General features: G+C 51.9%; 23 protein-coding genes, 5 tRNA genes, 3 pseudogenes and 1 CRISPR repeat array. Of the genes and pseudogenes, 3 read left to right on the top strand and 28 right to left on the bottom strand.

Translation table 11 applies throughout. The annotated features are described in order from the left end of the window. From HMPREF0080_RS10815 to HMPREF0080_RS05605, 28 genes and pseudogenes are all read right to left on the bottom strand, one after another. Nucleotides 1-292 (bottom strand): annotated as a pseudogene (locus HMPREF0080_RS10815) (homoserine dehydrogenase); the annotation flags it as partial. Between the two features lie 12 nt (nt 293-304). Next, nucleotides 305-757, bottom strand: a complete 453-nt coding sequence (locus tag HMPREF0080_RS05730) for an ACT domain-containing protein (RefSeq protein WP_006790370.1) — start codon at nt 755-757, stop codon at nt 305-307. Then, nucleotides 750-1,682: an NAD-dependent epimerase/dehydratase family protein gene (locus HMPREF0080_RS05725; protein ID WP_006790369.1), complete on the bottom strand. Its 933-nt coding sequence runs from the start codon at nt 1,680-1,682 to the stop codon at nt 750-752. The genes HMPREF0080_RS05730 and HMPREF0080_RS05725 overlap by 8 nt, the downstream gene beginning before the upstream one ends. A gap of 23 nt (nt 1,683-1,705) precedes the next feature. Beyond that, on the bottom strand, nt 1,706-2,554 hold the full coding sequence (locus HMPREF0080_RS05720) for a ChbG/HpnK family deacetylase (protein WP_006790368.1): 849 nt from the start codon (nt 2,552-2,554) through the stop codon (nt 1,706-1,708). Between the two features lie 6 nt (nt 2,555-2,560). Continuing rightward, nucleotides 2,561-3,514 carry a ribonuclease HIII gene (locus tag HMPREF0080_RS05715; protein ID WP_006790367.1) on the bottom strand — a complete coding sequence of 318 codons (954 nt, stop codon included), beginning with the start codon at nt 3,512-3,514 and terminating at the stop codon, nt 2,561-2,563. Continuing rightward, the gene (gene larC2, locus HMPREF0080_RS05710) at nt 3,507-3,950 is read right to left on the bottom strand and encodes a nickel pincer cofactor biosynthesis protein LarC2 (protein ID WP_006790366.1); all 444 of its coding nucleotides are present in this window, start codon (nt 3,948-3,950) and stop codon (nt 3,507-3,509) included. The genes HMPREF0080_RS05715 and larC2 overlap by 8 nt, the downstream gene beginning before the upstream one ends. 3 nt (nt 3,951-3,953) lie before the next feature. Beyond that, on the bottom strand, nt 3,954-4,706 hold the full coding sequence (gene larB, locus HMPREF0080_RS05705; RefSeq protein ID WP_006790365.1) for a nickel pincer cofactor biosynthesis protein LarB: 753 nt from the start codon (nt 4,704-4,706) through the stop codon (nt 3,954-3,956). Between the two features lie 2 nt (nt 4,707-4,708). Further along, nucleotides 4,709-5,518 carry a TrmH family RNA methyltransferase gene (locus tag HMPREF0080_RS05700; RefSeq protein WP_006790364.1) on the bottom strand — a complete coding sequence of 270 codons (810 nt, stop codon included), beginning with the start codon at nt 5,516-5,518 and terminating at the stop codon, nt 4,709-4,711. Nucleotides 5,519-5,609: 91 nt separating this feature from the next. Next, nucleotides 5,610-6,074, bottom strand: a complete 465-nt coding sequence (locus HMPREF0080_RS05695) for a hypothetical protein (protein WP_006790363.1) — start codon at nt 6,072-6,074, stop codon at nt 5,610-5,612. 14 nt (nt 6,075-6,088) lie between these two features. Beyond that, on the bottom strand, nt 6,089-6,580 hold the full coding sequence (coaD, locus tag HMPREF0080_RS05690) for a pantetheine-phosphate adenylyltransferase (RefSeq protein WP_040347358.1): 492 nt from the start codon (nt 6,578-6,580) through the stop codon (nt 6,089-6,091). Between the two features lie 2 nt (nt 6,581-6,582). Then, nucleotides 6,583-7,137 (bottom strand): 16S rRNA (guanine(966)-N(2))-methyltransferase RsmD, encoded by a 555-nt coding sequence (gene rsmD, locus HMPREF0080_RS05685; protein WP_040347357.1) that lies wholly within the window; start codon nt 7,135-7,137, stop codon nt 6,583-6,585. A gap of 90 nt (nt 7,138-7,227) precedes the next feature. Next, nucleotides 7,228-7,842 carry a glycerol-3-phosphate 1-O-acyltransferase PlsY gene (gene plsY, locus HMPREF0080_RS05680; RefSeq protein ID WP_006790360.1) on the bottom strand — a complete coding sequence of 205 codons (615 nt, stop codon included), beginning with the start codon at nt 7,840-7,842 and terminating at the stop codon, nt 7,228-7,230. Further along, nucleotides 7,842-9,169 (bottom strand): annotated as a pseudogene (gene der / locus HMPREF0080_RS05675) (ribosome biogenesis GTPase Der). Before der ends, plsY begins: the two are co-directional and overlap by 1 nt. 12 nt (nt 9,170-9,181) lie before the next feature. Beyond that, the gene (locus tag HMPREF0080_RS11330) at nt 9,182-9,403 is read right to left on the bottom strand and encodes a DUF512 domain-containing protein (RefSeq protein WP_006790357.1); all 222 of its coding nucleotides are present in this window, start codon (nt 9,401-9,403) and stop codon (nt 9,182-9,184) included. 38 nt (nt 9,404-9,441) lie between these two features. Then, a complete protein-coding gene (locus tag HMPREF0080_RS05665; RefSeq protein ID WP_006790356.1) occupies nt 9,442-10,371 on the bottom strand; it encodes a DUF512 domain-containing protein in 930 nt (309 codons plus the stop codon). Continuing rightward, nucleotides 10,368-10,502: a PDZ domain-containing protein gene (locus tag HMPREF0080_RS09695; protein WP_006790355.1), complete on the bottom strand. Its 135-nt coding sequence runs from the start codon at nt 10,500-10,502 to the stop codon at nt 10,368-10,370. Before HMPREF0080_RS09695 ends, HMPREF0080_RS05665 begins: the two co-directional genes overlap by 4 nt. 67 nt (nt 10,503-10,569) lie before the next feature. Next, nucleotides 10,570-12,554: pseudogene (locus HMPREF0080_RS05660) on the bottom strand (bifunctional 4-hydroxy-3-methylbut-2-enyl diphosphate reductase/30S ribosomal protein S1). Continuing rightward, entirely contained in the window at nt 12,551-13,162 is a 612-nt protein-coding gene (locus HMPREF0080_RS05655) for a lysophospholipid acyltransferase family protein (RefSeq protein WP_006790352.1), read from the bottom strand. Before HMPREF0080_RS05655 ends, HMPREF0080_RS05660 begins: the two are co-directional and overlap by 4 nt. Next, nucleotides 13,159-13,818, bottom strand: a complete 660-nt coding sequence (gene cmk / locus HMPREF0080_RS05650) for a (d)CMP kinase (RefSeq protein WP_006790351.1) — start codon at nt 13,816-13,818, stop codon at nt 13,159-13,161. Before cmk ends, HMPREF0080_RS05655 begins: the two co-directional genes overlap by 4 nt. After that, nucleotides 13,811-15,058, bottom strand: a complete 1,248-nt coding sequence (locus HMPREF0080_RS05645; RefSeq protein ID WP_006790350.1) for a BaiN/RdsA family NAD(P)/FAD-dependent oxidoreductase — start codon at nt 15,056-15,058, stop codon at nt 13,811-13,813. Before HMPREF0080_RS05645 ends, cmk begins: the two co-directional genes overlap by 8 nt. 10 nt (nt 15,059-15,068) lie before the next feature. Beyond that, the gene (locus HMPREF0080_RS05640) at nt 15,069-15,788 is read right to left on the bottom strand and encodes a pseudouridine synthase (RefSeq protein ID WP_071777897.1); all 720 of its coding nucleotides are present in this window, start codon (nt 15,786-15,788) and stop codon (nt 15,069-15,071) included. Beyond that, the gene (gene scpB / locus HMPREF0080_RS05635) at nt 15,757-16,356 is read right to left on the bottom strand and encodes an SMC-Scp complex subunit ScpB (protein WP_040347356.1); all 600 of its coding nucleotides are present in this window, start codon (nt 16,354-16,356) and stop codon (nt 15,757-15,759) included. Before scpB ends, HMPREF0080_RS05640 begins: the two co-directional genes overlap by 32 nt. Further along, nucleotides 16,334-17,050: a segregation and condensation protein A gene (locus HMPREF0080_RS05630; RefSeq protein ID WP_006790347.1), complete on the bottom strand. Its 717-nt coding sequence runs from the start codon at nt 17,048-17,050 to the stop codon at nt 16,334-16,336. Before HMPREF0080_RS05630 ends, scpB begins: the two co-directional genes overlap by 23 nt. A gap of 139 nt (nt 17,051-17,189) precedes the next feature. Continuing rightward, nucleotides 17,190-17,278, bottom strand: a tRNA-Leu gene (locus HMPREF0080_RS05625). A 20-nt stretch (nt 17,279-17,298) separates the two neighbouring features. Beyond that, nucleotides 17,299-17,372, bottom strand: a tRNA-Cys gene (locus HMPREF0080_RS05620). Nucleotides 17,373-17,378: 6 nt separating this feature from the next. Continuing rightward, nucleotides 17,379-17,453: transfer RNA gene (locus HMPREF0080_RS05615), tRNA-Gly, on the bottom strand. Nucleotides 17,454-17,458: 5 nt separating this feature from the next. Beyond that, nucleotides 17,459-17,534 (bottom strand) — tRNA-Phe (locus HMPREF0080_RS05610). A 5-nt stretch (nt 17,535-17,539) separates the two neighbouring features. Further along, a tRNA-Asp gene (locus HMPREF0080_RS05605) sits at nt 17,540-17,615 on the bottom strand. A gap of 277 nt (nt 17,616-17,892) precedes the next feature. On the opposite strand from HMPREF0080_RS05605, the gene HMPREF0080_RS05600 reads away from it, so the two are divergent. The 3 genes from HMPREF0080_RS05600 to HMPREF0080_RS05590 are packed head-to-tail and all read left to right on the top strand — an operon-like array spanning nt 17,893 to nt 22,079. Beyond that, the gene (locus tag HMPREF0080_RS05600) at nt 17,893-18,771 is read left to right on the top strand and encodes a methylenetetrahydrofolate reductase (RefSeq protein WP_040347355.1); all 879 of its coding nucleotides are present in this window, start codon (nt 17,893-17,895) and stop codon (nt 18,769-18,771) included. 13 nt (nt 18,772-18,784) lie between these two features. Next, nucleotides 18,785-19,525 (top strand): vitamin B12 dependent-methionine synthase activation domain-containing protein, encoded by a 741-nt coding sequence (locus tag HMPREF0080_RS05595; protein WP_006790345.1) that lies wholly within the window; start codon nt 18,785-18,787, stop codon nt 19,523-19,525. Between the two features lie 25 nt (nt 19,526-19,550). Next, complete coding sequence (locus HMPREF0080_RS05590) at nt 19,551-22,079, top strand: homocysteine S-methyltransferase family protein (RefSeq protein WP_006790344.1); 2,529 nt, start codon at nt 19,551-19,553, stop codon at nt 22,077-22,079. A gap of 209 nt (nt 22,080-22,288) precedes the next feature. Beyond that, nucleotides 22,289-23,758: direct repeats of the CRISPR family, unit length 28 nt; unit sequence TTTCTAAACTGCCTATTCGGCAGTTTAC. Nucleotides 23,759-23,763 lie beyond the last annotated feature (5 nt).

Raw genomic sequence — 23,763 nt, 5'->3', positions numbered from 1 at the left:
CCGCGCCGGACGCTTCTTCAATACATTCTTTCGCAAAATCGGCGCTGCCCATAACCTCAACAATGATTTCCACGGCATCGTCTTCAACAATGTCCCTGAAGTCGTCGGTTAGGTTTATGCTCGCCGGCAAATCTGCCGCCTCATATTTCGGTACGTCCCTGACAAGAACGTGTTTAATCGTAATGGCCGTATTCAATTGCTCCGAAATGAGCTGCCCGTTCATTTGCAATAAGTCGATTACGCCTTTTCCTACAGTACCGCAACCGAGTAACGCGATTGATACGTTTTTCATTACACCTTCCTCCTATACTTGTCCGATTATATGTACATGCTGTACGCCCTGCAAGGCTTCCAGCCGTTTTATCAACGCTTCGACGGTAATATCCATTTCCTTCGTTTCAATGGAAATACTCACGTCGGCCATTCCCTGGAGCGGAATACCCTGGTTGATGGTTAAAATACTGCCGTTGCTGTCGGCAACCGTGTTCAGGACCTGCGACAGCTTGCCGGGGCGATCAGAGAGAATGATCGACAAGGTGACGAGTTTCCCCTGCATGACATCATAAAACGGCAGGACGAAATCCTTATACTTATAGTATGCGCTGCGGCTGAGATCCATCATGCGGACGGCGTCATTAATCGTGCGCGCTTCGCCGTGCTTTAAAATTTCCTTCACTTTAATGGTCTTTTTAATAGCTTCGGGCAGAATATCTTCACGGACTAAATAAAATTTAAAATCTTTCCGTTCTTTACTCACGGGCTACCTCCTGTGCAAAATATGCGTACGTCGCGGTCAGGCCCGGCATGAGTTTCTTTTGCGGGCGCCACCGCAAGAACTCCTCGGCTTTGCCGTTAGCCAGGGCGGAGCGGACAATGTCGCCGTCCCGTTTGTCTTCATAACGGACGGCGGCTGCCCTGCCGGACAGATAGAGCAGGATCTCTTTCAGCGCGTTGACCGTCGTTTCAACAGCCGTGCTGATATTATAAATCCCCGGTTTCACATCGGCATGAAGGGCTGCCAGGTTGGCCTGCGCCACGTCCTTAACATAGACGAAGTCGCGCGTCTGTTCACCGTCGCCGAAAATACTGATGTCTTCACCTGCCGCCAGGGCTTTGGAGAATACATAAACGACGCCGCCCTCACCGCGGCTGCCCTGCCGTTCCCCGTATACATTGGCATAGCGGAGAATCACATATTCGAGGCCGAACACCTTATAATACATCTGCAGATACTGTTCCGAAACGACCTTGGAAAGACCGTAGAAAGAAGTCGGCGCCGCCGGTTCGTCTTCCTTCAGGGGGACAGCCGTATTATCGCCGTACACGGCGGCGGATGAGGAAAAAACAATGCGTTTCACGCCGGTTTTGCGGGCGCTTTCCAATACGGAAAGCAGCCCCATAATATTCTCATCCGCATCGGCCTGCGGATGGGTCTGGGAATAAGGAACCATGGTTTGCGCGGCCTCGTGAAAAACGGCGGCAAACTTTTCCGATTCACAAAGAGCGTAGAGGCGGTCCCGTTCGCGTATGTCAAAGCAATGGAACGTCGCTTTTCCGTTTACATGTTCCCTGACGCCGGCACTGAGATTATCGACGACAACCACGTCATGGCCCGCTTCAACGAGTACATCCGTAATGTGCGAACCGATAAATCCGGCACCGCCTGTTACCAATACTTTCATAATCCGGCCTCCCTTACAGCAATTTACGGCAAATCACCGTAATTGATCAGCTCAAGTTTACGCGCTTCTGTTACCGCCCGTATACGCGGCGACAGGAGCGCCGCCAATTCTTCCTGCCAGTGATATCCCCAGGAAAAAGATCTGCCGAGGACATCGTTGCTCGCCCCGGGGTGCATCATGATTTCATGAATGCCGAAAGGCAATCCTTGCAGGATATATCGCAAATTAGTTTCCGTCATATCACCGCCGTCAACCATACCCCAAAAGTAATCGGTCACGGAAAAACAGAGCCTTGCCGCATCAGGCGCCGCTTTTACGGCGAGAGCCGTCAGGCCGCCGCGGCCGACAACACGGCCGGGCCGGGCCGTAAACAGCTTGAACCGGTACGCTTCACGCGGCAGGCGCAGCCGATGAAGCCCGTGCTTTTTCATAAGTGCCGTCGTAATCTTCCAAACGGGCGGCAGCACGTGTAAATGCTGGTGGCTGTCAAGGTGCGTTATAGTCAGCCCTGTAGCCGAAACCTTTTCAATCTGCGCGTCCAGTTCGGCATAAACCTGGGAAAAGTCTATCTTACCCGTATACGCCTTACTGATAAATTCAATATAATTATCCGGCAGAAGCCCGTCGCGGCCGACAAGAGTCGGCACTTCACGCGGCGAGAGCACGGGCGGCAAGCCGCCGACAAGACAAAGATGGATGCCCACGCCGAGGCGGGGACAGGTTCCGGCCAGCTCAACGGCTTCGTCAAACGCCGCTCCCTGGGCCAGAAGGCTCGTACTCGTAAGTATGCCTTTGGTATGGCCTTCGTAGACGGCTTTATTCACTTCGCCGTGAATACCGAAATCGTCGGCATTTATAATTACTCTGTTCATCCGCCGTCACCGCAAAAAATCAAAAGTCCGGAAGTTAAGCTTGCCTACTTCATGCAGGCGGTTGTCACCGTAGGTCAGGCGGAACGCCTGAAGGGCCGTGTCAATACCGGCAAAAGCTCCTTTCGGGAAGGACATTTCATATTTTTCTTCCAGTCTGTCCATGGCTCGTACAAAGGCGGCCCGCGCCAGAACGGACGCCGCCGCCACCGCCGTATCCCGCTCGCCCTTAGGCACCTGAATAACCGTCCTGCCTTGCGCAGCCTTGCCCAAAGCGTTGAGGACATAGTCGTCCCTGCCGAACTTATCGACTATTATACACGGACATTTGTACTTATTCAATAGACTTCTTATGTTCATCCCGTGCAGATCCCCCAATAAATGATTAAGGTTCTGCCCCTTCGCTCTGTACTCTCCGTAAAGACGGTTATATTCTTCCGGCATATACACGGTTACGACAGCTCTGTCACCGAGCATATCCCTGATTTTGCCGACCATGTCGTGTACGGCCGCGTCCGTCAACAGCTTGCTGTCCGTCACGCCGGCAGTACGCAGGACGGCCGCTTCCGCTGCCGTCACCAGGCAGGCCGCCGCCGCGAGAGGCCCGAAGACATCGCCCTTTCCCGATTCATCGGCGCCTATCCAACAGTCCGCCCCGGACGGTTTCAGATCGGCTCCGGACGGTGCGAAGGACGCCCGTTTCGTCGAAGATACGCGCTTTACGGCCGTCGCTTCGCCTGCACAAAGAATCTCCACTTCTTCCTTCAATGCGCTCTCTTTCCCCTGAACGACAAAGCGGATACCCTTCTTGCCGTTATAAACGGCGATTTTCACGGTCTCCCCGTCCCGCTCGCCGGTCAACTGCCAACCGTAATTTATAGTCGCGCCGGCATCGGTACGGACGTTTACAGCGGCTAATTTTCGCTTTATTTCCGCAACAGTGCGTTGCAACACCTTATCCATGTATCTTATATGCCTCTTCTTCCGCCCTTCTTCGCCATTCTTTCAGGGGCGTTCCCGTTTCAGCCGCCGCCGTGCGGCATTCGTCATATTCAGCCGTAATAGTCGTGACGGTACCGTCGTAACGGCTTACTTTACAGTGAATATCCCGGCCGTCCACACGGACCGCCACGATTTCACGGCTGCATTCTTTCCTCTCTACGGGAAAACAGCGCACGCCGATAGACGTCGTCTCCGTCAGGATCACGGTGCTGACGTCCTGAAGCAGCCGTTCTTCACAAAGAGCGCACAGCATAATGCCGGGCCGTCCCTTTTTCATAATGACCGGCGTTGCCCAGACATCTTTGGCGCCGGTTTCCAAAAGACGGGCAAAAACATATTCCGTACCTTGCGGACTCATATCATCTATATTCGTTTCCACTTGCCATATCCCGTTCACAGGTTACCTCATTTCATTGATCATCGCCGCCAGCCTGCCGGCGCCGAAGCCGTTGTCTATGTTGACGACGGAAACGCCTGCGGCGCAGCTGTTCAGCATGGACAGCAGGGCCGACAGGCCGTGAAAATTCGCGCCGTAGCCGATACTCGTCGGAACGGCGATAACCGGTTTATCGACAAGACCGCCGACAACGCTCGCCAGGGCGCCTTCCATGCCGGCAACGACGACACAAACATTGGCGGCCCGGATTTCGCCCTGACGTGCCAGGAGACGATGCAGCCCCGCCACGCCTACATCATAGATACGCCGTACACGGTTTCCCATGATTTCGGCGGTAAGTGCCGCTTCTTCGGCAACGGGAATATCGCCGGTTCCCGCCGTAATGACGGCAATCGTCCGTTCTCCGTTGCGAATCCGGTTATCCTTATGCTGATAGATCATGGCTGCCGTGCTGTCATATAAAACATGGGGGATTTTATTTTTCAGACGATCATATATACCTGCATCGGCACGCGTGCCGATAACATTGTCATACTTTTTCATGAGAGCCGACAAAATTTCAACGCACTGCCCTTCCGTCTTGCCGGCGCAAAAAACGACTTCCGGAAAACCGCAGCGCTCGGCCCGATCCAGGTCAAGGGAAGCAAAGCCGAGGTGTAACGTTTCTTCCCTGTATTTTTCCTGTAAGGCGGCTAAGACGGCGGTATCGGTCAGCTTACCGGCCCTGTACGCTTCAAGTATCTCTTTTGCTTCCATAATTACTCCTTAAAGCCTGCGCATTCCCAGGCCTTATATAAGACGATACCGACGGATATCGCCAAATTAAGCGATTCCGTGCCGGCTTTCATGGGAATCGTCAAAGTTTCCCCGCAGCGGGCCGTAAAATCAGCCGTAAGGCCTGCCCCTTCATTCCCGAAAGCGACGACTGCCGGCCGAGTCCAATCGGTCTGTGTATATGATGTTTCCGCACCCGGCACGGCCGCTATAAGACGGCGGCCCGTACTGTCGCAGTATCTCAGAAGATCCGCCGTTTTCACCTGCTGCACCACAGGCACCTTGAAAACGGCGCCCATTGCGCTGCGCACCGTCTTGCCGTTATAAAAATCGACGCAGTCCGTACTGAGAAGCACGGCGCCCGCGTTGGCCGCCGCCGCCGTACGGATAACGGTTCCCAAATTGCCGGGGTCCTGTACTCCTTCCAGGTACAGGACCGCCTGCTCATGCCGTACGGGCGGCAATGTATCCAACGTATACTCGAAAAAGGGTAGAACAGCCGCGATACCTTGCGGCGAGCGGGTATCCCTGATTTTCTCATACACGCTGTCCGTAACGGCATAAACGTCCCAGCCTGCCCTTTCGGCGCGGATCCGGAGCGCGTCAAATTCCGGCCGTGCCGCAACGGTTTCCGTAACCAGGCAGACACCGTCGGTCACACCGTTATCCACGGCATCACCGACAAGGCGGAACCCTTCGGCCAAAAGCCGGTGCCGTTCATACCTGTATTTTTTCTGTTTCAGCGACACGGCCAGTTTAACCCACTGATTATCGCGTGACGTAATTTTCTTCATCACAGTTCCCGCCTTATGAAAACATCCCTTACAGTCAGCAAGGGGATGTGACAGAATGGGTCCTCACTCTGCTACATCCCCTCGGTGCGCCTTACTTGTTTGAGTCCTGGCGGTTAGACTGTAATAAACTATCTCGGTTCTGCTTGATGCTGGACAAGGTTTTTTCCAATGTCGTTTCCACATATTTCAAAACATCGCCCGCATAGGTAATGGAGCTGTTCTTCAACTCTTCAGAAGACTGGTTGGCGTTTTGGATGATCTGACTTGCATGTTCCTGCGATTGACGGACGATTTCACTTTCTTCCGTAAGCTTGGCAATGTAATCTTTCGCCTGAGCTACCATACTGTCCGCATGGCGCTGCGCGTCGGCAATGATTTTATCGCGCTCCGCCAATACTTTGCGGGACTGTTCCACTTCTTCGGGCATGGCCCCTTTCAGCTCGTCGACAATAGCCAACAGTTCCTCTTCGTCTACGACCTTTTTATTGGTAAAAGGCATTTTAGACGCGTTCATTACGACACTTTCCAAATCTTCTAACAGCTTCTCTGCGTTCATCTAATTCCACACCCTTATCTCTGATATTTATCTTTGAATTTTTCTTTTAAGCGCTTTACCACACAATCGGGCACGAGCCCGTCCAACCTGCCGCCGAAGCAGGCAAGCTCGCGTATACCCGACGAACTGAGATACGAATAATTCGTATTGGTCATAATAAATACGGTTTCTATATCCGGTTCCAGATACTTCATAAGCAGAGCCCGCTGGAACTCGTATTCAAAGTCCGTTACGGCCCGCAACCCGCGCAGGATAACGGTAGCACCGCGTTCCACGGCATACTGATTTAAAAGGCCCTGAAAACTGACAACTTCAACATGGGGAATATGTTCAACCGACTGCCGCAGCAATTCTTCCCGTTCCGTCATAGTAAAGAGAGGCTTTTTACCCGGATTTTCAAAGATCGCAATAATAAGTTTATCAACTAACCGACTGCCTCGCTCAAAGATGTCCACATGCCCGTTCGTCACAGGATCGAAACTGCCCGGACAGATACCGATTCGCAAATCTATTCCCCTTCTCTTCGATTGACCAAAAAAGTCATACGCGTCTCCCGGCCGTATGCCTTTTCCCTGACAATCGTGAACGCTCCGCCCGCTTCAATATCTTCGCGCCCTGAATGTTCCACGACACAAAGCCCGTCAGGAGCCAGCAATCGATATGCAAAGACGGCGGCAAGCGTTTCGTTTACCAAATCATTGTCGTACGGAGGATCCGCAAAAATATAATCAAAAGTACGCCCCTGCAGCGATGCCAGAGCGCGCCGATGATTCATCGACAACACGGTGCAGGCACGGCTAACCCCGCAAAGAGCGGCGTTTTCCCTGATAAGGCTCCCTGTACGGATATCAATAAACACGCCCTCCACGGCGCCGCGGCTCATCGCTTCCAGGCCGAGAGCTCCCGTGCCGGCGAAGATATCCAATATCCGCGCCTGCCCGAACGGACGGGCCGCCAGAATATTGAATAAACTTTCACGTGTACGATCCGAAGTCGGACGCGTCGCCGTTCCCCGCGGTGATTTAAGAATGCGGCCGCGGGCGCGGCCTGAAATAATTCTCACCTGACCACCTGCTTGTACATAATCAATTATACACAATTTTACGCGTATATCAAATGAATTTCGCCGATTTTAACAGCTTTTACATCAGATTTATTTTTTTTCAAGACGCTTCACTTTGAGTTCTTTGCCGTGTAACAGCCGGATAATGTTGTCTTTGTGACGAATGACCACAATCACTGCCGCTGTAATGCCGAAAATAAGAACCGCTGTCGGTTCGTCGAAGACCCACATTAAAATCGGCATGAGAACGGCCGCAACAACGGAGCCCAGCGAAACGAAACGGGTTGCGGCGACAACGGCACACCATACGGCAAAGACGATGAGTGTTTCCCACGGCGCCAGATAGAGCATAATGCCGAGCCCCGTCGCCACGCCCTTGCCTCCTTTAAACTTCAGAAAGATCGAAGCGGAGTGTCCGACAAGAGCCAGGAGCCCGCCGAGAATCATAAAGTAAATCGTATCGTGGAGCGAAAAAAGGTGACCTGCCGTTTGGCCCAGCCAGACCCCCGCAAGGCCCTTGCCCGTGTCCATAAGTAAGACGACAAGGCCCGCAAACGCGCCCAAGACCCGGTAAGCATTGGTAGCGCCTATATTTTTACTGCCGTATTCGCGCAGATCCGTACGGTAGAAGACCCTGCCGATAATGAGCCCGCTCGGCACGGACCCGATCAAATAAGCGGCAAAGAGAAAAACAAAAGGATACATTACTCATCCTCCCCTTTTTTACCGCGCGCGATGATGCGGACAGGCGTGCCTTCAAAGCCGAAGGTTTCCCGCAAACGGTTCTCAATATACCGTTTGTACGAAAAATGGAGCAACGCCGGATCATTGACGAAAAGGACGAATGTCGGCGGCGCCACCGACGCCTGGGTGAGATAATAAATTTTGAGCGGCCTGCCGCCCCTGGTCGGCGGCGGATTGGTAAGCTGCGCGTCGGCTATAAGCTCATTCAGCACACTCGTCGAAACGCGCATGTGCTGCTGTTCGGAACGTATTTGACAAGATCCGCCAATCGTTCCACACGCTGGTGCGTAAGTGCCGACGCATAAAGGACAGGTGCATACTGCAGAAAGGCCAATTCGCGTCGTATGTCGTCCGTATAGCGCAGGGAAGTCTTACTGTCTTTCGTGACGAGGTCCCATTTATTGACGATAATAATACATCCCTTGCCCGCTTCGTGAATGTAGCCGGCGATCTTCTTATCCTGCTCCGTCACGCCTTCCGTCCCGTCGAGGACGAGAACCGCCACGTCCGAACGATCAATGGCGCGCAGCGCGCGTACAACGCTGTACCGTTCAACGGGCAAATCTATTTTGCCTTTGCGGCGCATACCTGCCGTATCAATGAGGACGAACTCGGTACCGTCGTGCCGCCAATGCGTATCAATGGAGTCGCGGGTCGTACCGGCCATATCGCTGACAATAACACGTTCCTTGCCGAGCAGCGCGTTCGTCAATGACGACTTGCCCACATTCGGACGGCCGACAAGAGCCACATGCACGGCACTTTCATCCTCTTCACGCACGGGAACTTCTTTAATATTCTTCAACACTTCATCGAGAAGATCGCCCAGATTCATGAGATTAACCGCCGAAACGCCTACAGGATCGCCCAGGCCGAGTCCGTAGAACTCGTAAATATTCATTTCCTGTTCAACACTGTCTATTTTATTGACGACGAGGATAACAGGCTTGCCGGACGAGCGCAGAAGCGAGGCGATTTCCCTGTCCTGCGGCTGAATCCCCGTCTTGCCGTCAACCACATAAAGGATGACATCCGCTTCACGGATAGCCAGCTCCGCCTGATAACGCATGGAAGTAAAAATCCGGTTGTCCTTATCGACAAACTCGATGCCGCCCGTATCGATCAGCGTAAATTCACGCCCCAGCCATTCGGCATCAAAATAAATCCGGTCACGCGTTACACCCGGAATATCTTCCACGATGGAAACACGTTTCTTGACGATAGCGTTAAACAACGTGGATTTACCAACGTTCGGCCGTCCCACGACGGCAACCAGCGGTTTATACATGTGGATCTCCTTCTACTCATTCCAGTTATACAGTATATCTTTCAACTGCGGCGCAAACTCGCTCACTTTCACGGGAACGCCGACTTTTTCCGCAAACTCTTTAAGCGTCACATCGTCGAGAAAAACATCCTCGCCCTTACGCAATGCCGTCCCGGGAATAATCAGGCCGTCGTACCCGCCCTTTATGTCTTCCCAGGCAGTCAGCATATCCTGCGACGTCAAAAGGCCGGCCACATTGATCTGCGTGCCGAAGTAATGATTTTTAACGGCAATTAAATCGACGCTAGATTTTCCACGTCTATTTCCTCAATGAGCTCTTTCAGACAGTCGTACGCCAGGCTTCCCGTAAAGAGAGCCAGCCGCAGAGGCTTATCATAGGCCTTGCGGGCCTTACCGTCCCAACGGTGCCACTCCTGCTCAAAATACCGCAGCATGCCGACGCCGTCTTCAATCTGTGCGTACCCGTCGTAATATTCGTTGCCGGGAACGGGGACGCCGGCTTTGAGGAAAAATTCATCGGCCAAATAAACAAAACTGCCTGTGTCTTCTTTTCGTCCTTTTTCAATAAACGGCCGGGACCGCCTGATGATATCGGCAGCAATTTCTTTTGTTACCGGCTTCAGTTCTTTACAGCCGGCCCGGAATTTCGTCGTACCCAGCGGTACGACGGCAACACCGAGCACCTGCGGCTGCAGCGACGCCAAATCATGAAGCGTTTTCGTGAATTCGGCGCCGTCATTATAACCCGGGACGAGGACGATTTGGCAGTATAATTCAATGTCATTTTCCGTCAAACGGCGCAGCTGCGCCATAATATTTTCCGTCTCGTCCTGACGCATCATGCGCTTGCGCAGTTCACCGTTCGTCGTATGGACGGACACATGGAGGGGCGAGAGATGGAACCGTACAATCCGTTCAATATCGGCTTCATTCATATTGGAGAGCGTAATAAAACTGCCCGTCAGAAAAGACATGCGATAGTCGTCATCGCGGACGTACAGGGACGGGCGCATCCCCTGCGGCATCTGCGCGATAAAGCAGAATATGCAATTATTGCGACACTGCCGGATGCGGTCAAAAACGGCCGCTTCCATCGTAATGCCGATATCCTCGCCGAACCGTTTTTGAAAATAGCATTCCTTCAGCGTATCTCCTTCTTGTACAACAAGACGGACATCTTCATCGGCAAGGGCAAAATTCAAGTCACAATGAGATCCTCCACCTTCTGCCCGTTGACGGATACAATCGTACTCCCTGCGCGGAGGCCCTGTCTTTCGGCACGGCTGCCGGTTGCCACTCCTGCTATAACCGCTTTCGTTTCTTGTTTCTCCATACATGTCTCCCGCTGTATAACAAAAAGAGGGTAATCGATAAGCGGCGATTACCCTCCGGTGTTGCTGTTAGTTTTCTTCTACTGCATCTCCAATAGTTGCGCCCCTGTCAGCCTGTTCGTTATCCATGTAATCGCGGGCCTCTTTGTCCGCTTCATCCCGCGTGACGGCAAGAGCGCTCAAGGAAATCTTTTTCTTATCTCTGTCAATGCCGATAATCTTGACTTCCAACGTATCGCCCGTTTCAATGAGATCTTTGACGACGGCGCCGCGTTTATCCGTCAATTCGGAAACGTGGAGCAAGCCCTGCAATTCCGGATCGATCGCCAAAATGGCACCGAAGGGCAGGAGTTTTTTAACCTCACCTTTAACGACGTCTCCGACTTCGAATTTTTCTATGGCGGCGGAAATCCACGGATTTTTCTGCAGCACTTTCATGGAAAGAGAAATACGGTCGCGTTCTTCATCAAACTTCTGTACCAGCACTTCGACTTTTTCGCCGGCAGACAATACGTCTTCAACGGAATTGATACGTTTCCATGAAATATCGGAAATATGCAAAAGGCCTTCCACGCCGCCGAGGTTATAAATGCGCCGTACGGCATAATTTTAACAACAGTGCCTTCAACAACGGATCCTTCTTCGATCGTCTTCAATACTTCAGCGCGTTTACGTTCTCTTTACGCTTCAAGAACGGCCTTGCGGGAAAGGACGAGACGGTTTTTATGTTCATCCATATCGATAACCTTAGCCCGGAAGGTTTCACCGACGAGGTAATCAAGCGATTTGACGAAACGGACATCACCCTGGGAAAGGGGGATGAACCCGCGAAGCGATTTAATCGTAACGACAAGGCCCGCTTTATTGATTTCTTTGCCGATACATTCAACAAGCTCGCCCGCTTCATACGCGGCGCGGACTTCTCTCCAGTCTTCCACTTTTTTCATGCGCACGAGAGAAACTACGATAGAGCCTTCTTCTTTAATGTTGTTAGCAATTTCAACCGTCAATTGCTGACCTACTTTTACAAAATCGCTTGCTTTTTCCGGTGCCGGTACGGCCATTTCCTTTTTAGGTAAAACGGCTTCAGCTTTCGTGCCGATGGAAACATAGGCTGCATCATCATTCACAGAAATAACCGTGCCCGTTACCACGTCGCCCTTCTTCGGATTTTCTTCGTAGTCGTACTGATCCAACAACTCTTCACTCATTACCTCTGTGCCTTCAGTTTGCAAATCTTCCATCATCTTAACAACCTCCTGTATTATCCAATCCGTTGTTGAAGCACCGGCAGTAACGCCTATATCATGCATACCCGCGAAATCGTCCGGATTGATTTCCGCCGCCGTTTCGACATGATAGGTAGGGCACCCCTGTTCCGCGCAGACCTGTGCCAGACGGCCCGTGTTGGCGCTGTTCCTGCCGCCGATGACGATCATGGCGTCAACCTTCCCCGCCAGTTCGACAGCCGCTTCCTGCCGCTGCCGCGTAGCCGCGCAAATAGTCATGTACACGTCAAGGTGTCCCGTCTTCCCGGCCAATACAGATTCAATCTGTTTGAACCGCGACTGAGAAAACGTTGTCTGCACTACAACTCCCATAGTTTCACAATAGGGAATTTCCTCCGCTTCTTCAACCTTATCTATTATAATAGCACGATTACCGCCCCATTGTGAAATACTAATTACTTCGGGATGGTCCTTTTCGCCTATTATAACCAATACTTTTTTCGCATTTATAACCTTACGGGCATCTTGCTGTGCTTTTTTAACATGAGGACACGTTGCGTCAACAATATGTAAGCGCCTTTTTTCCGCTTCGTCATACACATCCGGGCCGACACCGTGGGAACGGATGAGCAACCTGGAACCGTCGGCAACTTCCTCCAGGCTGTTTACAGGCGTAACGCCCTTTTCGCTGAGTGAATCAACGAGCTGCGGGTTGTGTATTATGGGCCCCAGCGTATGAGTTCCCGCCTCGGCCTGCGCAGCCAGTTCAACCGCCCTGCGGACGCCGTAGCAGAAGCCGCAGGCTGCTGCTATATGTACTCTCACCGGGCCATACCTCCGTGCTCATATAACAATCGCGCAACTTCATTGCGTACCTTTTCAGTCAATGCGGCTATATCCTCTTTATCGGACGCATTGCCGTCCGGCATAATGAGTTTTCCGAATGATACACTCACAGGGCCGCTTTTTTTCGGCAGCCTGCCCGAATTGGCAATCGCCGCCGGCAGTACAGGAACTCCCGCTTTCAGGGCGATAGCCGCCATACCTTCATGGAATTTGCCCAGACGGCCGTTGTTTTGGGTCGTGCCTTCCGGATAGATGCCGAGAACGTGCCCGTCGCGCAAGGTTTTCATCGCTTCGGCAATGGCCTTGCGATCCAGCCTGCCGCGCCGTACCGGAAACGTGTGCACATAACGGAGGAACCACCCCATAAGAGGGTTCCTGAAAAGCTCTTCTTTGGCCATAAAATGAATGAGCCTGTTGTTCATGGCCGTTCCCAGCAATGGCGGATCAAAGTAGCTGGCATGATTGGACGCTACGATAAAAGCCCCTTTATTCGGGATATTTTCACGTCCGAATACTTTCATGCCGAGCCATATATACGTTATTACATTAAATATGGAACGAATTACGGAATACCAGAAACTTCTCATGCTTCCCTTTCTTTTATGAGGCGGCATAACAAGTCGGCCGTTTCTTCCAGATCCATATCGCTGTTATCGATATGAACCGCGTCAGCCGCTTCACGCAACGGGGAAATCTCCCGTTCACTGTCCATCTTATCGCGGGCGGCGATGTTTGCCTCTATTTCGGCCAGTGATTCCGTGCCGCCCTTCGCCCGCAGCTCCAGCCAGCGTCGTTTCGCACGGGAAGCAATGGAGGCTGTCAGGAACACTTTCAATTCGGCATCCGGCAAAACCACCGTGCCGATGTCCCGTCCGTCCAAAATAACGCCGCCTGTCGAAGCCGTCTTCCGTTGTAATTGTACCAGTTTTTCGCGAACCGGTGCAAGCGCGGCAACGGCGGAGACATGTCCGGACACTGCCGGTTCGCGTATAGATGCGGTCACATCCGTCCCGTTGACAAAAACACCGTCCCGCTCCGCCGTTATTTCCGTCGTTTCCACAATCCGCTGAACGGCGGCGGCATCGCCAAGATCGGTACGGGCCCGCAAAAAAGCCCAGGTGAAGGCGCGATACATGGCTCCCGTGTCCAAGTATACATACCCCGTCCGTTCAGCCGCGATCCTGGCGACACTGCTCTTGCCGGCACCGGCCGGACCGTCTATAGCCACACTAATTTTACCCATCCCGCATCTCCTTAACGGCTGCCGCCCTGCCGGCCACATAACCGGTGGAAAACGCAGCCTGTAAATTATACCCGCCCGTAAAAGCGTCAATATCGATTACTTCGCCGGCAAAATAAAGTCCCGGCACAAGTTTCGACTCCATCGTCTGCGGCGTAATTTCCGCCACCTTCACGCCGCCTGCCGTAACGACAGCTTCCGCAACGGGGCGCGTGCCGCTTACAGTGAGCCGCAAATTCTGCAGCGCCTGTGCGATTTGCAGGCGTCCGGCCCCGGACAGCCGGCAGGCCGGTAGATCCGGCGAAACGTTCGCCTGAGCCAGGACGACGGGAATAAGGCGACGGGGCAATGCATCTTTCATCGCCTTCTCCATCTGCCTGCGCCCATATATTTCAAAATCCCGTTCCAAGCGATGAACCAGCTTTTCCTCCGACAAAGCGGGCTTCAGGTTAATCGACAGCTCCATAGGAAATTCGGCCTTGCGGTTATGTGCCGCAGCCGTGCTGAGCGTGAGGATAATCGGGCCGGACACGCCGAAATGGGTAAAGAGCATTTCACCGAAACAGGAACCGATTTTCTTCTTGCCTTTCCACAGGGACGCCTCCACGTTTTTCAGCGATACGCCCGATAATTCGTGCACCCACTTGTCCGGCGACGTAAAGGGGACGAGGGACGCTTTTAAATCGGTAACCGTATGTCCCTGACTGCGGGCAAAGGCATACCCGTCTCCGGTCGATCCGGTTACGGGATAGGACATGCCGCCGGTCGTAATGATAACCGCATCGCCTTCGTACCGCCCCTTTCCGGTACGGACGAACCAACGCCCGCCGTCCGTATAAACGGACGTTACGCTTTCCTTAAAACGGATAACCGCGCCAATATCCCTCAGCTTGAAATAAAGGAGTTTACGCACTTCAACGGCGCTGTCCGATCGGGGAAAAACACGGCCGCCCCGTTCCACTTTCGTTTCCAGGCCCCAGCCGTGCAGTTTTTCCAAAAGATCTTCATTTGAAAACTGTCTGTACGCACTGAAAAGAAATTTCCCGTTTCCCGGCGTATACGAAATAAAATCGCCGATAGGGGCGGCATTGGTAATATTGCACCGTCCCTTTCCCGTAATGCCCATCTTTTTGCCGACAATATCGTTTTTTTCAAAGAGTTCGACTTTCGCCCCGGCTTCCGCCGCGGCAACGGCCGCCATAATACCGGCCGCGCCGGCACCGACAACCAATACGGTATTCATGGGTCTCCCCTTATTTATACTTATATAATTCAGCTATTTCTTCGCGTGTCAGTTTGCGATAAGAGCCGCGCTTAACGCCGCTGAGCGTGAGGAAAGCGTACTGCGTCCGGCGCAGATTGTGGATCCGGATGCCGAAATATTCGAACATGCGCCGCCCCTGCCTGTTGCGGCCCTCATGAATCGTAATTTCCACTTCCGTCATGTCCGTCTTTACGTCATAGCCGTTATAGACAACGACCGCCGGTGCGGTCATTCCGTCTTTTAAGGCCACGCCCCGGGCAAGCTTTTCCAGTGTCATATCGGCAATACGGCCTTTGATACGAACTTCATAGGTCTTGTCGACGAGTTTACTCGGATGCATGAGAATATTCGCGAGATCACCGTCATTGGTCATAATAAGGAGGCCTTCCGTATTCTGATCCAGACGGCCTACCGGATAAATACGGTCTTTGACATTCTTGAAATAACTCATGACCGTAGTTCTGTCACGCTCGTCTTTAGCCGTCGTAATAACGCCCTTCGGCTTATTGAAAAGGTAATACTGCTTCAGCGGCTTTTCCAGCCGCCGGCCGTCGACGACAATAACGTCCTTATCGGGATTTACTTTAACGCCGGCCGTCCTGACAATGACTCCGTTTACGCGCACCCGGCCTGCCGCAATCATTTCTTCCGACGCGCGGCGCGACGCGACGCCGCAATTACTCATCACTTTCTGCAACCGTTCCGCCATTATCTTCCCCTCCTTCCCTACGGCCCGCATCCGTCAATACCGCTTCTGTTTCCGATGCCGGTATATGCGCCGCCAGTTCCTCCAGCGAATCAATTCCCAGGCATTCGAGGAAATACGGTGACGTTCCGTATAAAATGGGCCGGCCCGGACTCTCTTTACGCCCTAAATCAACGATCAGGCCCTGCTGCAACAAATTTTGTATGCTGCGCTCCGACGAAACGCCGCGCATCTTTTCAATATCCGCTCTGGTTACAGGCTGGCGAAACGCGATGATAGCCAGTACTTCCATAGCCATCGCCGAAAGATCGCCGACCCGTTCATACTCCCAATGAAGGTCTTCATTGAGTTCCGCTTTCGTAGCCAGCTGATAGCCGCCGGCTACACGGAGGAGCGTAATTCCGCTCGCCGCATCGGAAAGCCTGTTTTCCAACGTTTCCGCCGCCGTTTCCACACGGTCCTTAGACCAGCCCGTATGCGCCGCCAGAGAATCGACGCTCATGGACCGGCCGCTTAAAAAGAGAAGCCCTTCCAGAAGAGCCGCATCTTTAATTAATGTACTGTAAGGCAAGCGTGTTTCCTCCCTCTCCGTCGGCAAGAGTCCGACAGCGGCCGGTCCTCAGCAACTCCAACACGGCCAAAAAGGTAACAACCAATTCAAGGCGGGTACGGCACCGTGTAAAAACGGCCATAACCGTGCGGGGCTTTGCCGACTGCCGCAGGAAGTCAAGGACCGTATCCATACATTCATCAACACTGTATATTTCCCGTTCAATACGAACAGGCGGCGGTTCTTTTTCCGTCAACGCCCGGCAAACGAGACGAAACGCATGGAAAAGGGCGTTTTTTTCAATGGTTCCTGAAAATTTCGGTTCATACGCAAAAGGAGTCCGTTCCCGACTGTGCATAAGCTGTCGTTTTTCCCACAGGCCGGCCATGACGGACGAGGCTTCTTTCATACGTTTATATTCAAGAAGCTGACGCACCAGTTCTTCTTCCGGATCGTCTTCCTCTTCCGCCTCGACAGCCTTCACCTTCGGTAAAAGATGACGTGATTTGATCTGCAAAAGCGTCGCCGCCATAAGAAAGAATTTGCTGCCGTAATTGACATCGAAAGCTTCTATCTGAGCAACATATTCATTAAACTGATCGGCAATTTCCGCAATGGGAATATTGTAGATATCGACTTTATTTTTTTCGATTAAATATAGGAGAAGATCCAACGGACCTTCAAAATCGGAAACCTTATACCGGTATTCTTCCATGACGGCCTTTCTTTACTCTCTTCAGACAACCTAAAAAGAGTGCAACAGAATGGGTTTCTCATCCTGTTACACTCCCTCCGCTGCAAGTAAAAGAAGTCGGCCCGGATGCATCCGGGCCGGCTTTTCTCTCGCTTTCGACTGGTGCCGGGGACCGGAATCGAACCGGTACGGATATTGCTATCCGACGGATTTTAAGTCCGTTGCGTCTGCCAGTTCCGCCACCTCGGCATGACAAACCAAGAAGCTTATGGAGGCGGCACCCAGAATCGAACTGGGGATGAAGGTTTTGCAGACCTCTGCCTTACCGCTTGGCTATGCCGCCATACTATGGAGCGGAAAACGAGGCTCGAACTCGCGACCCCCACCTTGGCAAGGTGGTGCTCTACCACTGAGCTACTTCCGCGTATGTGGTGCTCAGGGACGGAATTGAACCGCCGACACGGGGATTTTCAGTCCCCTGCTCTACCGACTGAGCTACCTGAGCAACTATGGCGACCTCGATCGGATTTGAACCGACGATCTTCGCCGTGACAGGGCGACATGTTAACCGCTACACCACGAGGCCGTATAACGTTCAGAGTCTGCAAGCAGTCCGAACAAGGAAAATTATAGCATGATACATTTTATTTGGCAAGTAGGCAATCTCATTTATCTGCATTTATATGATAACGCAAAAAAGCCTGTTTCACTATAAAAAATATAAGTAAATAAAACATATATTTAGCCTATGCTATCCCATAGTTTACTGTTATAATGAACACATGTTCTCTGAATAAATGAGTACAGTAAAAAACACGGTAAATCGACAGCCGCCGGTTTTGTATATAAAGGAGTTTTGCCGCATGAAAATCATCGACATTTTAAACAGTAAAAACGTGACCCTGTCTTTTGAAGTATTCCCGCCCAAAACAGCCGCTGCCGTCCCGGCGGCGGAAAAGGCGGCCCTGGATATTGCGGCCCTCCGCCCCGACTTTATGTCCGTCACTTACGGCGCCGGCGGCGGTACATCCGATTTCACGGTTCATATTGCCGAAAAAATCAAAGGCGTTGCAGGCGTGGAAGTCATGCCCCATTTGACCTGCATATCGAGTACAAAGGAAAAAGTCCGCACTATGCTGGAAAGTTTCCGTAACGGCGGGTTTGAGACGGTCATGGCCCTGCGCGGCGATATTCCCGCCGAAGGCATACCGCACCGTGATTACGGCTATGCCTCCGAACTTGTTGCAGATATCAGAAAATATTGCCCCGGCATGTGCATCGGCGGCGCCTGTTATCCCGACGGCCATTACGAGGCGCCTAACAAAGACGCGGATATTGAAAATCTGAAAAAAAAGGTGGATGCGGGCGTGGAATTTCTGTCGACACAGATGTTTTTCGACAACGCCGTTTTCTACAATTATCTCTACCGGCTCCGGGCCGAAGGTATTACCGTACCCGTTCTCGCCGGCATCATGCCGATCACCGGCGCGAAGCTCCTCGGCCGTTCCGTCACCATGTCCGGCACGACCGTACCGGCACGTTATAAAGCGATCATTGATGCCTACGGCGATTCGCCCGAAGCGATCAAACAGGCCGGCATCATTTATGCTTCCGAACAGATTACGGACCTTCTCGCCAACGGCGTGAAAAATATTCATGTTTTCACTATGAACAAGCCGGATGTTGCCGAAGCCGTTTACAGCAACATCAAACCGGCGCTTGATTACTTGAACGGCAATTGAGGACTGAACCTACATGTTTGAATTGCGTCTACGAGAAATATACCGCTACCTGGGCTTTCGCGGCACCGAACCGCCTGCAGATACGGTAAAGCGCATACAGCAGTGTGTTGACAGGATGTATGCCGCCATGACGCTGCGGACAACACACAGAAAGTTTCCCGTATCCGTCAAAAAGCCGGATACAGTGGAAATCGCCGGACTGACAATTCACTCCCGGAATCTCTGTAAAAACCTGGACGGCTGCGATCAGGCCTATATGTTTGCCGCCACTGTCGGCGTCGGTATCGACCGTCTCATCAAGCGCGGCGAAATAGGCGGCATGATCGACGCCCTCATCTATCAGGCGGCCGGTGCGGAAATGATTGAGGCCTATGCGGATGAACTGAACGGCGCGCTGCGCAGGACGGAAGCAAAACGGGGCTGCCGGCTGCGTCCCCGCTTCTCGCCCGGCTACGGGGATGTGCCGCTTGCCCTGCAAAAGGATTTTTCCCGTATTCTCGAACTGCCGAAAACATGCGGCATCACCTTGACGGATACCCTTCTCATGGTACCGTCAAAATCGGTAACGGCTTTCATCGGCTGTACGAAAAATTTCGATACGGAAACGGAAGACGCTTTTTTGGCGGATGTCGCCAACCCGCTCGACGCGACGGGTAAGTCGGCGGCGGAAGCATCCGGTACGGACACCGTATCGGGGGAACGCGAAAATAAATGCCGCCGCTGTACGAAAAACGACTGCCAATTCCGCAACTGAAACTGCCAGGGGGGAGACATTATACATGAAAAAGAAGTTACTTGATCGCCTCGGCAAAGAATGGCTCTTCTTTGACGGCGGCACAGGTTCTATCCTGCAGGCGGAAGGGCTGCAGCCCGGAGAACTGCCGGAAACGTGGAACCTCATTCATCCCGATAAAATCATCAGCCTCCACGAACACTACCTGGAAGCGGGCTGTCATATATTTAATACGAATACGTTCGGCGCCAACCGGCTCAAATTCCCCGACACGATAGATGAAATTGTCACCGCGGCCGTACGGCTGGCCAAAAAAGCACGCCGACGGGCAGGCCGTGATGATGCCTACATTGCCCTTGACATCGGCCCGACGGGCAAACTTTTAAAACCGATGGGCGATCTGCCTTTTGAAGACGCCGTCAGTATCTTTGCGGAAATCGTCCGTATCGGAGCCCGTGAAGGAGCCGATCTTGTCCTCATCGAAACGATGAACGACTCCTATGAAGCCAAAGCAGCCGTTTTGGCAGCAAAAGAAAATTGTGATTTACCCGTTCTTTTAACATGCGTTTTTGACGAAAAAGGCAAGATGCTTACCGGCGGCACACCTGAGTCGATCGTCGCCGTGATGGAAGGACTGGGGATCGACGGCATCGGCATCAACTGTTCCCTCGGGCCGAAAGAAATGCTTCCGACAGTAAAACGGCTTACAGCGGCAGCTTCCGTCCCCGTTCTCGTCAACCCGAACGCGGGCCTGCCCGAATCAATAGACGGGGAAACGGTCTATACTATAGGCCCCGACGAATTTGCAACCTGCATGAAAGAAATCGCCCGGCTCGGGGCGAGTGCCGTCGGCGGGTGCTGCGGGACGACGCCCGAACATATAAAAAAAGTGATCGCCGCCGTATCTCCTCTTCCCTTTATGCCCGTAAAGCCCAAACACCGCACCGTCATTTCCTCTTTCTCACGGACGGTAACCATCGGCAGGGACACTGCACCCGTCATTATCGGCGAACGCATTAACCCGACAGGCAAAAAGCGGTTTAAACAGGCTCTCCTCGATCATGATATCGACTACATCGTCGGTCAAGGGCTTGAGCAGGAAGAAGCGGGAGCACATGTGCTCGACGTCAACGTCGGCTCTCCGGAAACAGATGAAGTCGAGCTCATACAGGAAGTCGTCGGCAAACTTCAGTCCATCCTGCCTTTGCCGTTACAGATCGACACCTCTAATCCGGAAGCGATGGAGAAAGCCTTGCGCATGTATAACGGGAAGGCCCTTATCAACTCGGTAAACGGAAAAGAAGAAACCATGAAAGCGGTCTTTCCTCTCGTCAAAAAATACGGCGGTGTCGTCGTTGCGCTGGCGCTCGATGAAGACGGCATTCCGCCGACGGCGGACGGACGCGTCGCCATTGCCGGGAAAATTTACGACAAAGCCGCCTTTTACGGGATCGCCAAAGAAAATATCATTATCGACGGCCTCTGCATGACTGTCTCGGCCGACCCGGCATCGGCGCTCGTCACGCTGGAGACAGTGCGCCGTATCCACGATGAGCTCGGCGGCAATACGATTCTCGGCGTGTCTAATATCTCCTTCGGCCTGCCCGCACGCGAGCTGATAAACTCGTATTTCTTCGCCATGGCGTTACAGTCGGGGCTCACATCGGCCATTATCAATCCGAACAACACGGCCATGATGCAGGCGTATCGAACTTACTGCGTCCTGACCGATAAAGATCCGAACTTTACTGAGTTTATCGGCGCCTACCGGGACTACAAAACTCCGGATAAACGCGTTGACGAAGCGGTCAGCGCCTATAAGAAAAAAATCCTTCGTGCCCTCGATTTCGACTTGGGGGAGATTAAAGCCGTCACAGTGAAACCCGTTGCATCGAAAACGATCGAACCTTCTCCCACTGCCGACGGAAGAAAGGAGTCAACCGGAAAAGGTTCGAAACTGATGGATGCCATTGAGCGCGGCCTTGCCAATCCCGCGGCGGAAGCGACCAGAAACGCCCTGCTTACACGCGATGCCCTGGCGATTATCAATGAAGACCTGGTACCGGCCCTCGACAACGTCGGCCATGGGTTTGAAAAAGGGACGATCTTTCTGCCGCAGCTCCTTATGGCCGCGGAAGCTGCCAAAGCGGCCTTTTCCGTCGTCAAAGAATCAATGAAAGATATTGCGCAGGACGTAAAAGGCAAGGTCATCCTGGCTACCGTTAAAGGCGATATTCACGACATCGGCAAAAATATTGTCAAAGTCCTTTTAGAAAACTACGGCTACAAAGTCGTCGACCTCGGCCGTGACGTAAGTCCCGAACTCATCGTCGAGACCGCCGTCAAAGACGATGTAAAACTCGTCGGCCTCTCAGCCCTCATGACAACAACAGTAGTCAATATGGAAGAAACCATTAACCAGCTGCATGCCAAAAAACCGGATTGTAAAATCGTCGTCGGCGGTGCCGTCATGACCAAGCAATACGCCGACTCCATCGGTGCGGATTGCTACGGCAAAGACGCCATGAGTACCGTTCGCTACGCCGATGAACTCGTAGCGGCCGGGTTACTGTAAAAAAGAACGGGCAGAAATCATACATGACCGCTTTTATACAATGCCGGAATGGAGAAATATACCTCCTCGGCGTTATATAAAAGAGGTCTCATTTGCATGGATTCACAATTACTTCTGCGAGTATAGGGGATAACTGCCAGAGCAATTAACACAACCGCACTCCATTGTATTAAAGTATTTAACAAGAAAAATAGCTCGCACAGCAGTAATTTCTAAACTGCCTGTTCGGCAGTTTACTGACTATTTTTCTGAATTTTGTAAACGATATTTTTCTAAACTGCCTATTCGGCAGTTTACAACGCCTATCCACGCATACGTGATGGGAGTGTTTTCTAAACTGCCTATTCGGCAGTTTACTCTATGAGTTATCCAGAAATCATGAGTTATGTTTTCTAAACTGCCTATTCGGCAGTTTACCCTTCTTCAAATTAAAACGATACACGGCCCTCTTTCTAAACTGCCGAATAGGCAGTTTACTGCCGGGTAAAAAGCGCAATATTACATATCCATTTCTAAACTGCCTATTCGGCAGTTTACCAGAGAAGACGCCAATAGCCGCGGTAACTATATTTCTAAACTGCCTATTCGGCAGTTTACCAGAACCATATCCAGTATACGCACTCGTAACATTTCTAAACTGCCTATTCGGCAGTTTACTCGCTTAAAAACAGCTTTAATTTACGTCTCACTTTCTAAACTGCCTATTCGGCAGTTTACGTACCTCGTGTACTGGGCTGTCTCCGACGACTTTTCTAAACTGCCTATTCGGCAGTTTACCGCCGACTAACGTACAAGCGAGGAGCCTGTTCTTTCTAAACTGCCTATTCGGCAGTTTACTTGGCGCCGATGCCTTTAACCAGTATCTTGATTTTCTAAACTGCCTATTCGGCAGTTTACGACTCGTCATAATGCCGGTGCCACCTGGTGCGTTTTCTAAACTGCCTATTCGGCAGTTTACACCAACCATACAACATCTTCTGCCAAGCGTTTTTTCTAAACTGCCTATTCGGCAGTTTACCAAACGTAAAACCGACAGGGGTACTGGCAACAATTTCTAAACTGCCTATTCGGCAGTTTACGCCAGGTTATCATGAGTACGAACGTGGGTTTATTTCTAAACTGCCTATTCGGCAGTTTACTGGGCGTATATTAACGAAGAATTATCGATATTTTTCTAAACTGCCTATTCGGCAGTTTACGACTACTACAAGAATGATTGGCCGTTTGATATTTTCTAAACTGCCTATTCGGCAGTTTACGCATTCTTTACCGCCTCAGGCATCGTCTTAAATTTCTAAACTGCCTATTCGGCAGTTTACAAAAGAGACCAAATAGGCGGCGTGCCGATAATTTTCTAAACTGCCTATTCGGCAGTTTACAGTCGCTCTCATGGTTTTTCGCAGAGTTTTACTTTCTAAACTGCCTATTCGGCAGTTTACTGCCTACGGCGACGGCCACTAATGCTTCCGTATTTCTAAACTGCCTATTCGGCAGTTTACTAATTCCTTTTTATATCGATGAAGTATATCCCTTTCTAAACTGCCTATTCGGCAGTTTACTCTATCGGGGCGGCCGCTGCTGTTACCGGCGCTTTCTAAACTGCCTATTCGGCAGTTTACTTCCTGATTTTGCACAACTTGCTCGCCAAGATTTTCTAAACTGCCTATTCGGCAGTTTACCAAAC

This window comes from Megasphaera geminata F0357 (assembly GCF_000239275.1).
GTDB classification, from domain to species: Bacteria; Bacillota; Negativicutes; order Veillonellales; family Megasphaeraceae; genus Megasphaera; species Megasphaera geminata.
Note: the sequence above shows the minus strand (reverse complement) of the source record. Positions and strands in the feature narration are given on the sequence as shown.

Coding starts and splice junctions, on each gene's coding strand:
- HMPREF0080_RS05725 (WP_006790369.1), bottom strand. CDS start 1,682: ATGAAAGTATTGGTAACAGGCGGTGCCGGATTTATCGGTTCGCACATT.
- HMPREF0080_RS05720 (WP_006790368.1), bottom strand. CDS start 2,554: ATGAACAGAGTAATTATAAATGCCGACGATTTCGGTATTCACGGCGAA.
- HMPREF0080_RS05715 (WP_006790367.1), bottom strand. CDS start 3,514: ATGGATAAGGTGTTGCAACGCACTGTTGCGGAAATAAAGCGAAAATTA.
- larB (WP_006790365.1), bottom strand. CDS start 4,706: ATGGAAGCAAAAGAGATACTTGAAGCGTACAGGGCCGGTAAGCTGACC.
- HMPREF0080_RS05700 (WP_006790364.1), bottom strand. CDS start 5,518: ATGAAGAAAATTACGTCACGCGATAATCAGTGGGTTAAACTGGCCGTG.
- HMPREF0080_RS05695 (WP_006790363.1), bottom strand. CDS start 6,074: ATGAACGCAGAGAAGCTGTTAGAAGATTTGGAAAGTGTCGTAATGAAC.
- plsY (WP_006790360.1), bottom strand. CDS start 7,842: ATGTATCCTTTTGTTTTTCTCTTTGCCGCTTATTTGATCGGGTCCGTG.
- HMPREF0080_RS09695 (WP_006790355.1), bottom strand. CDS start 10,502: ATGGAGAAACAAGAAACGAAAGCGGTTATAGCAGGAGTGGCAACCGGC.
- HMPREF0080_RS05655 (WP_006790352.1), bottom strand. CDS start 13,162: ATGAGAAGTTTCTGGTATTCCGTAATTCGTTCCATATTTAATGTAATA.
- cmk (WP_006790351.1), bottom strand. CDS start 13,818: ATGGGTAAAATTAGTGTGGCTATAGACGGTCCGGCCGGTGCCGGCAAG.
- HMPREF0080_RS05645 (WP_006790350.1), bottom strand. CDS start 15,058: ATGAATACCGTATTGGTTGTCGGTGCCGGCGCGGCCGGTATTATGGCG.
- HMPREF0080_RS05640 (WP_071777897.1), bottom strand. CDS start 15,788: ATGGCGGAACGGTTGCAGAAAGTGATGAGTAATTGCGGCGTCGCGTCG.
- HMPREF0080_RS05630 (WP_006790347.1), bottom strand. CDS start 17,050: ATGGAAGAATACCGGTATAAGGTTTCCGATTTTGAAGGTCCGTTGGAT.
- HMPREF0080_RS05600 (WP_040347355.1), top strand. CDS start 17,893: ATGAAAATCATCGACATTTTAAACAGTAAAAACGTGACCCTGTCTTTT.
- HMPREF0080_RS05595 (WP_006790345.1), top strand. CDS start 18,785: ATGTTTGAATTGCGTCTACGAGAAATATACCGCTACCTGGGCTTTCGC.
- HMPREF0080_RS05590 (WP_006790344.1), top strand. CDS start 19,551: ATGAAAAAGAAGTTACTTGATCGCCTCGGCAAAGAATGGCTCTTCTTT.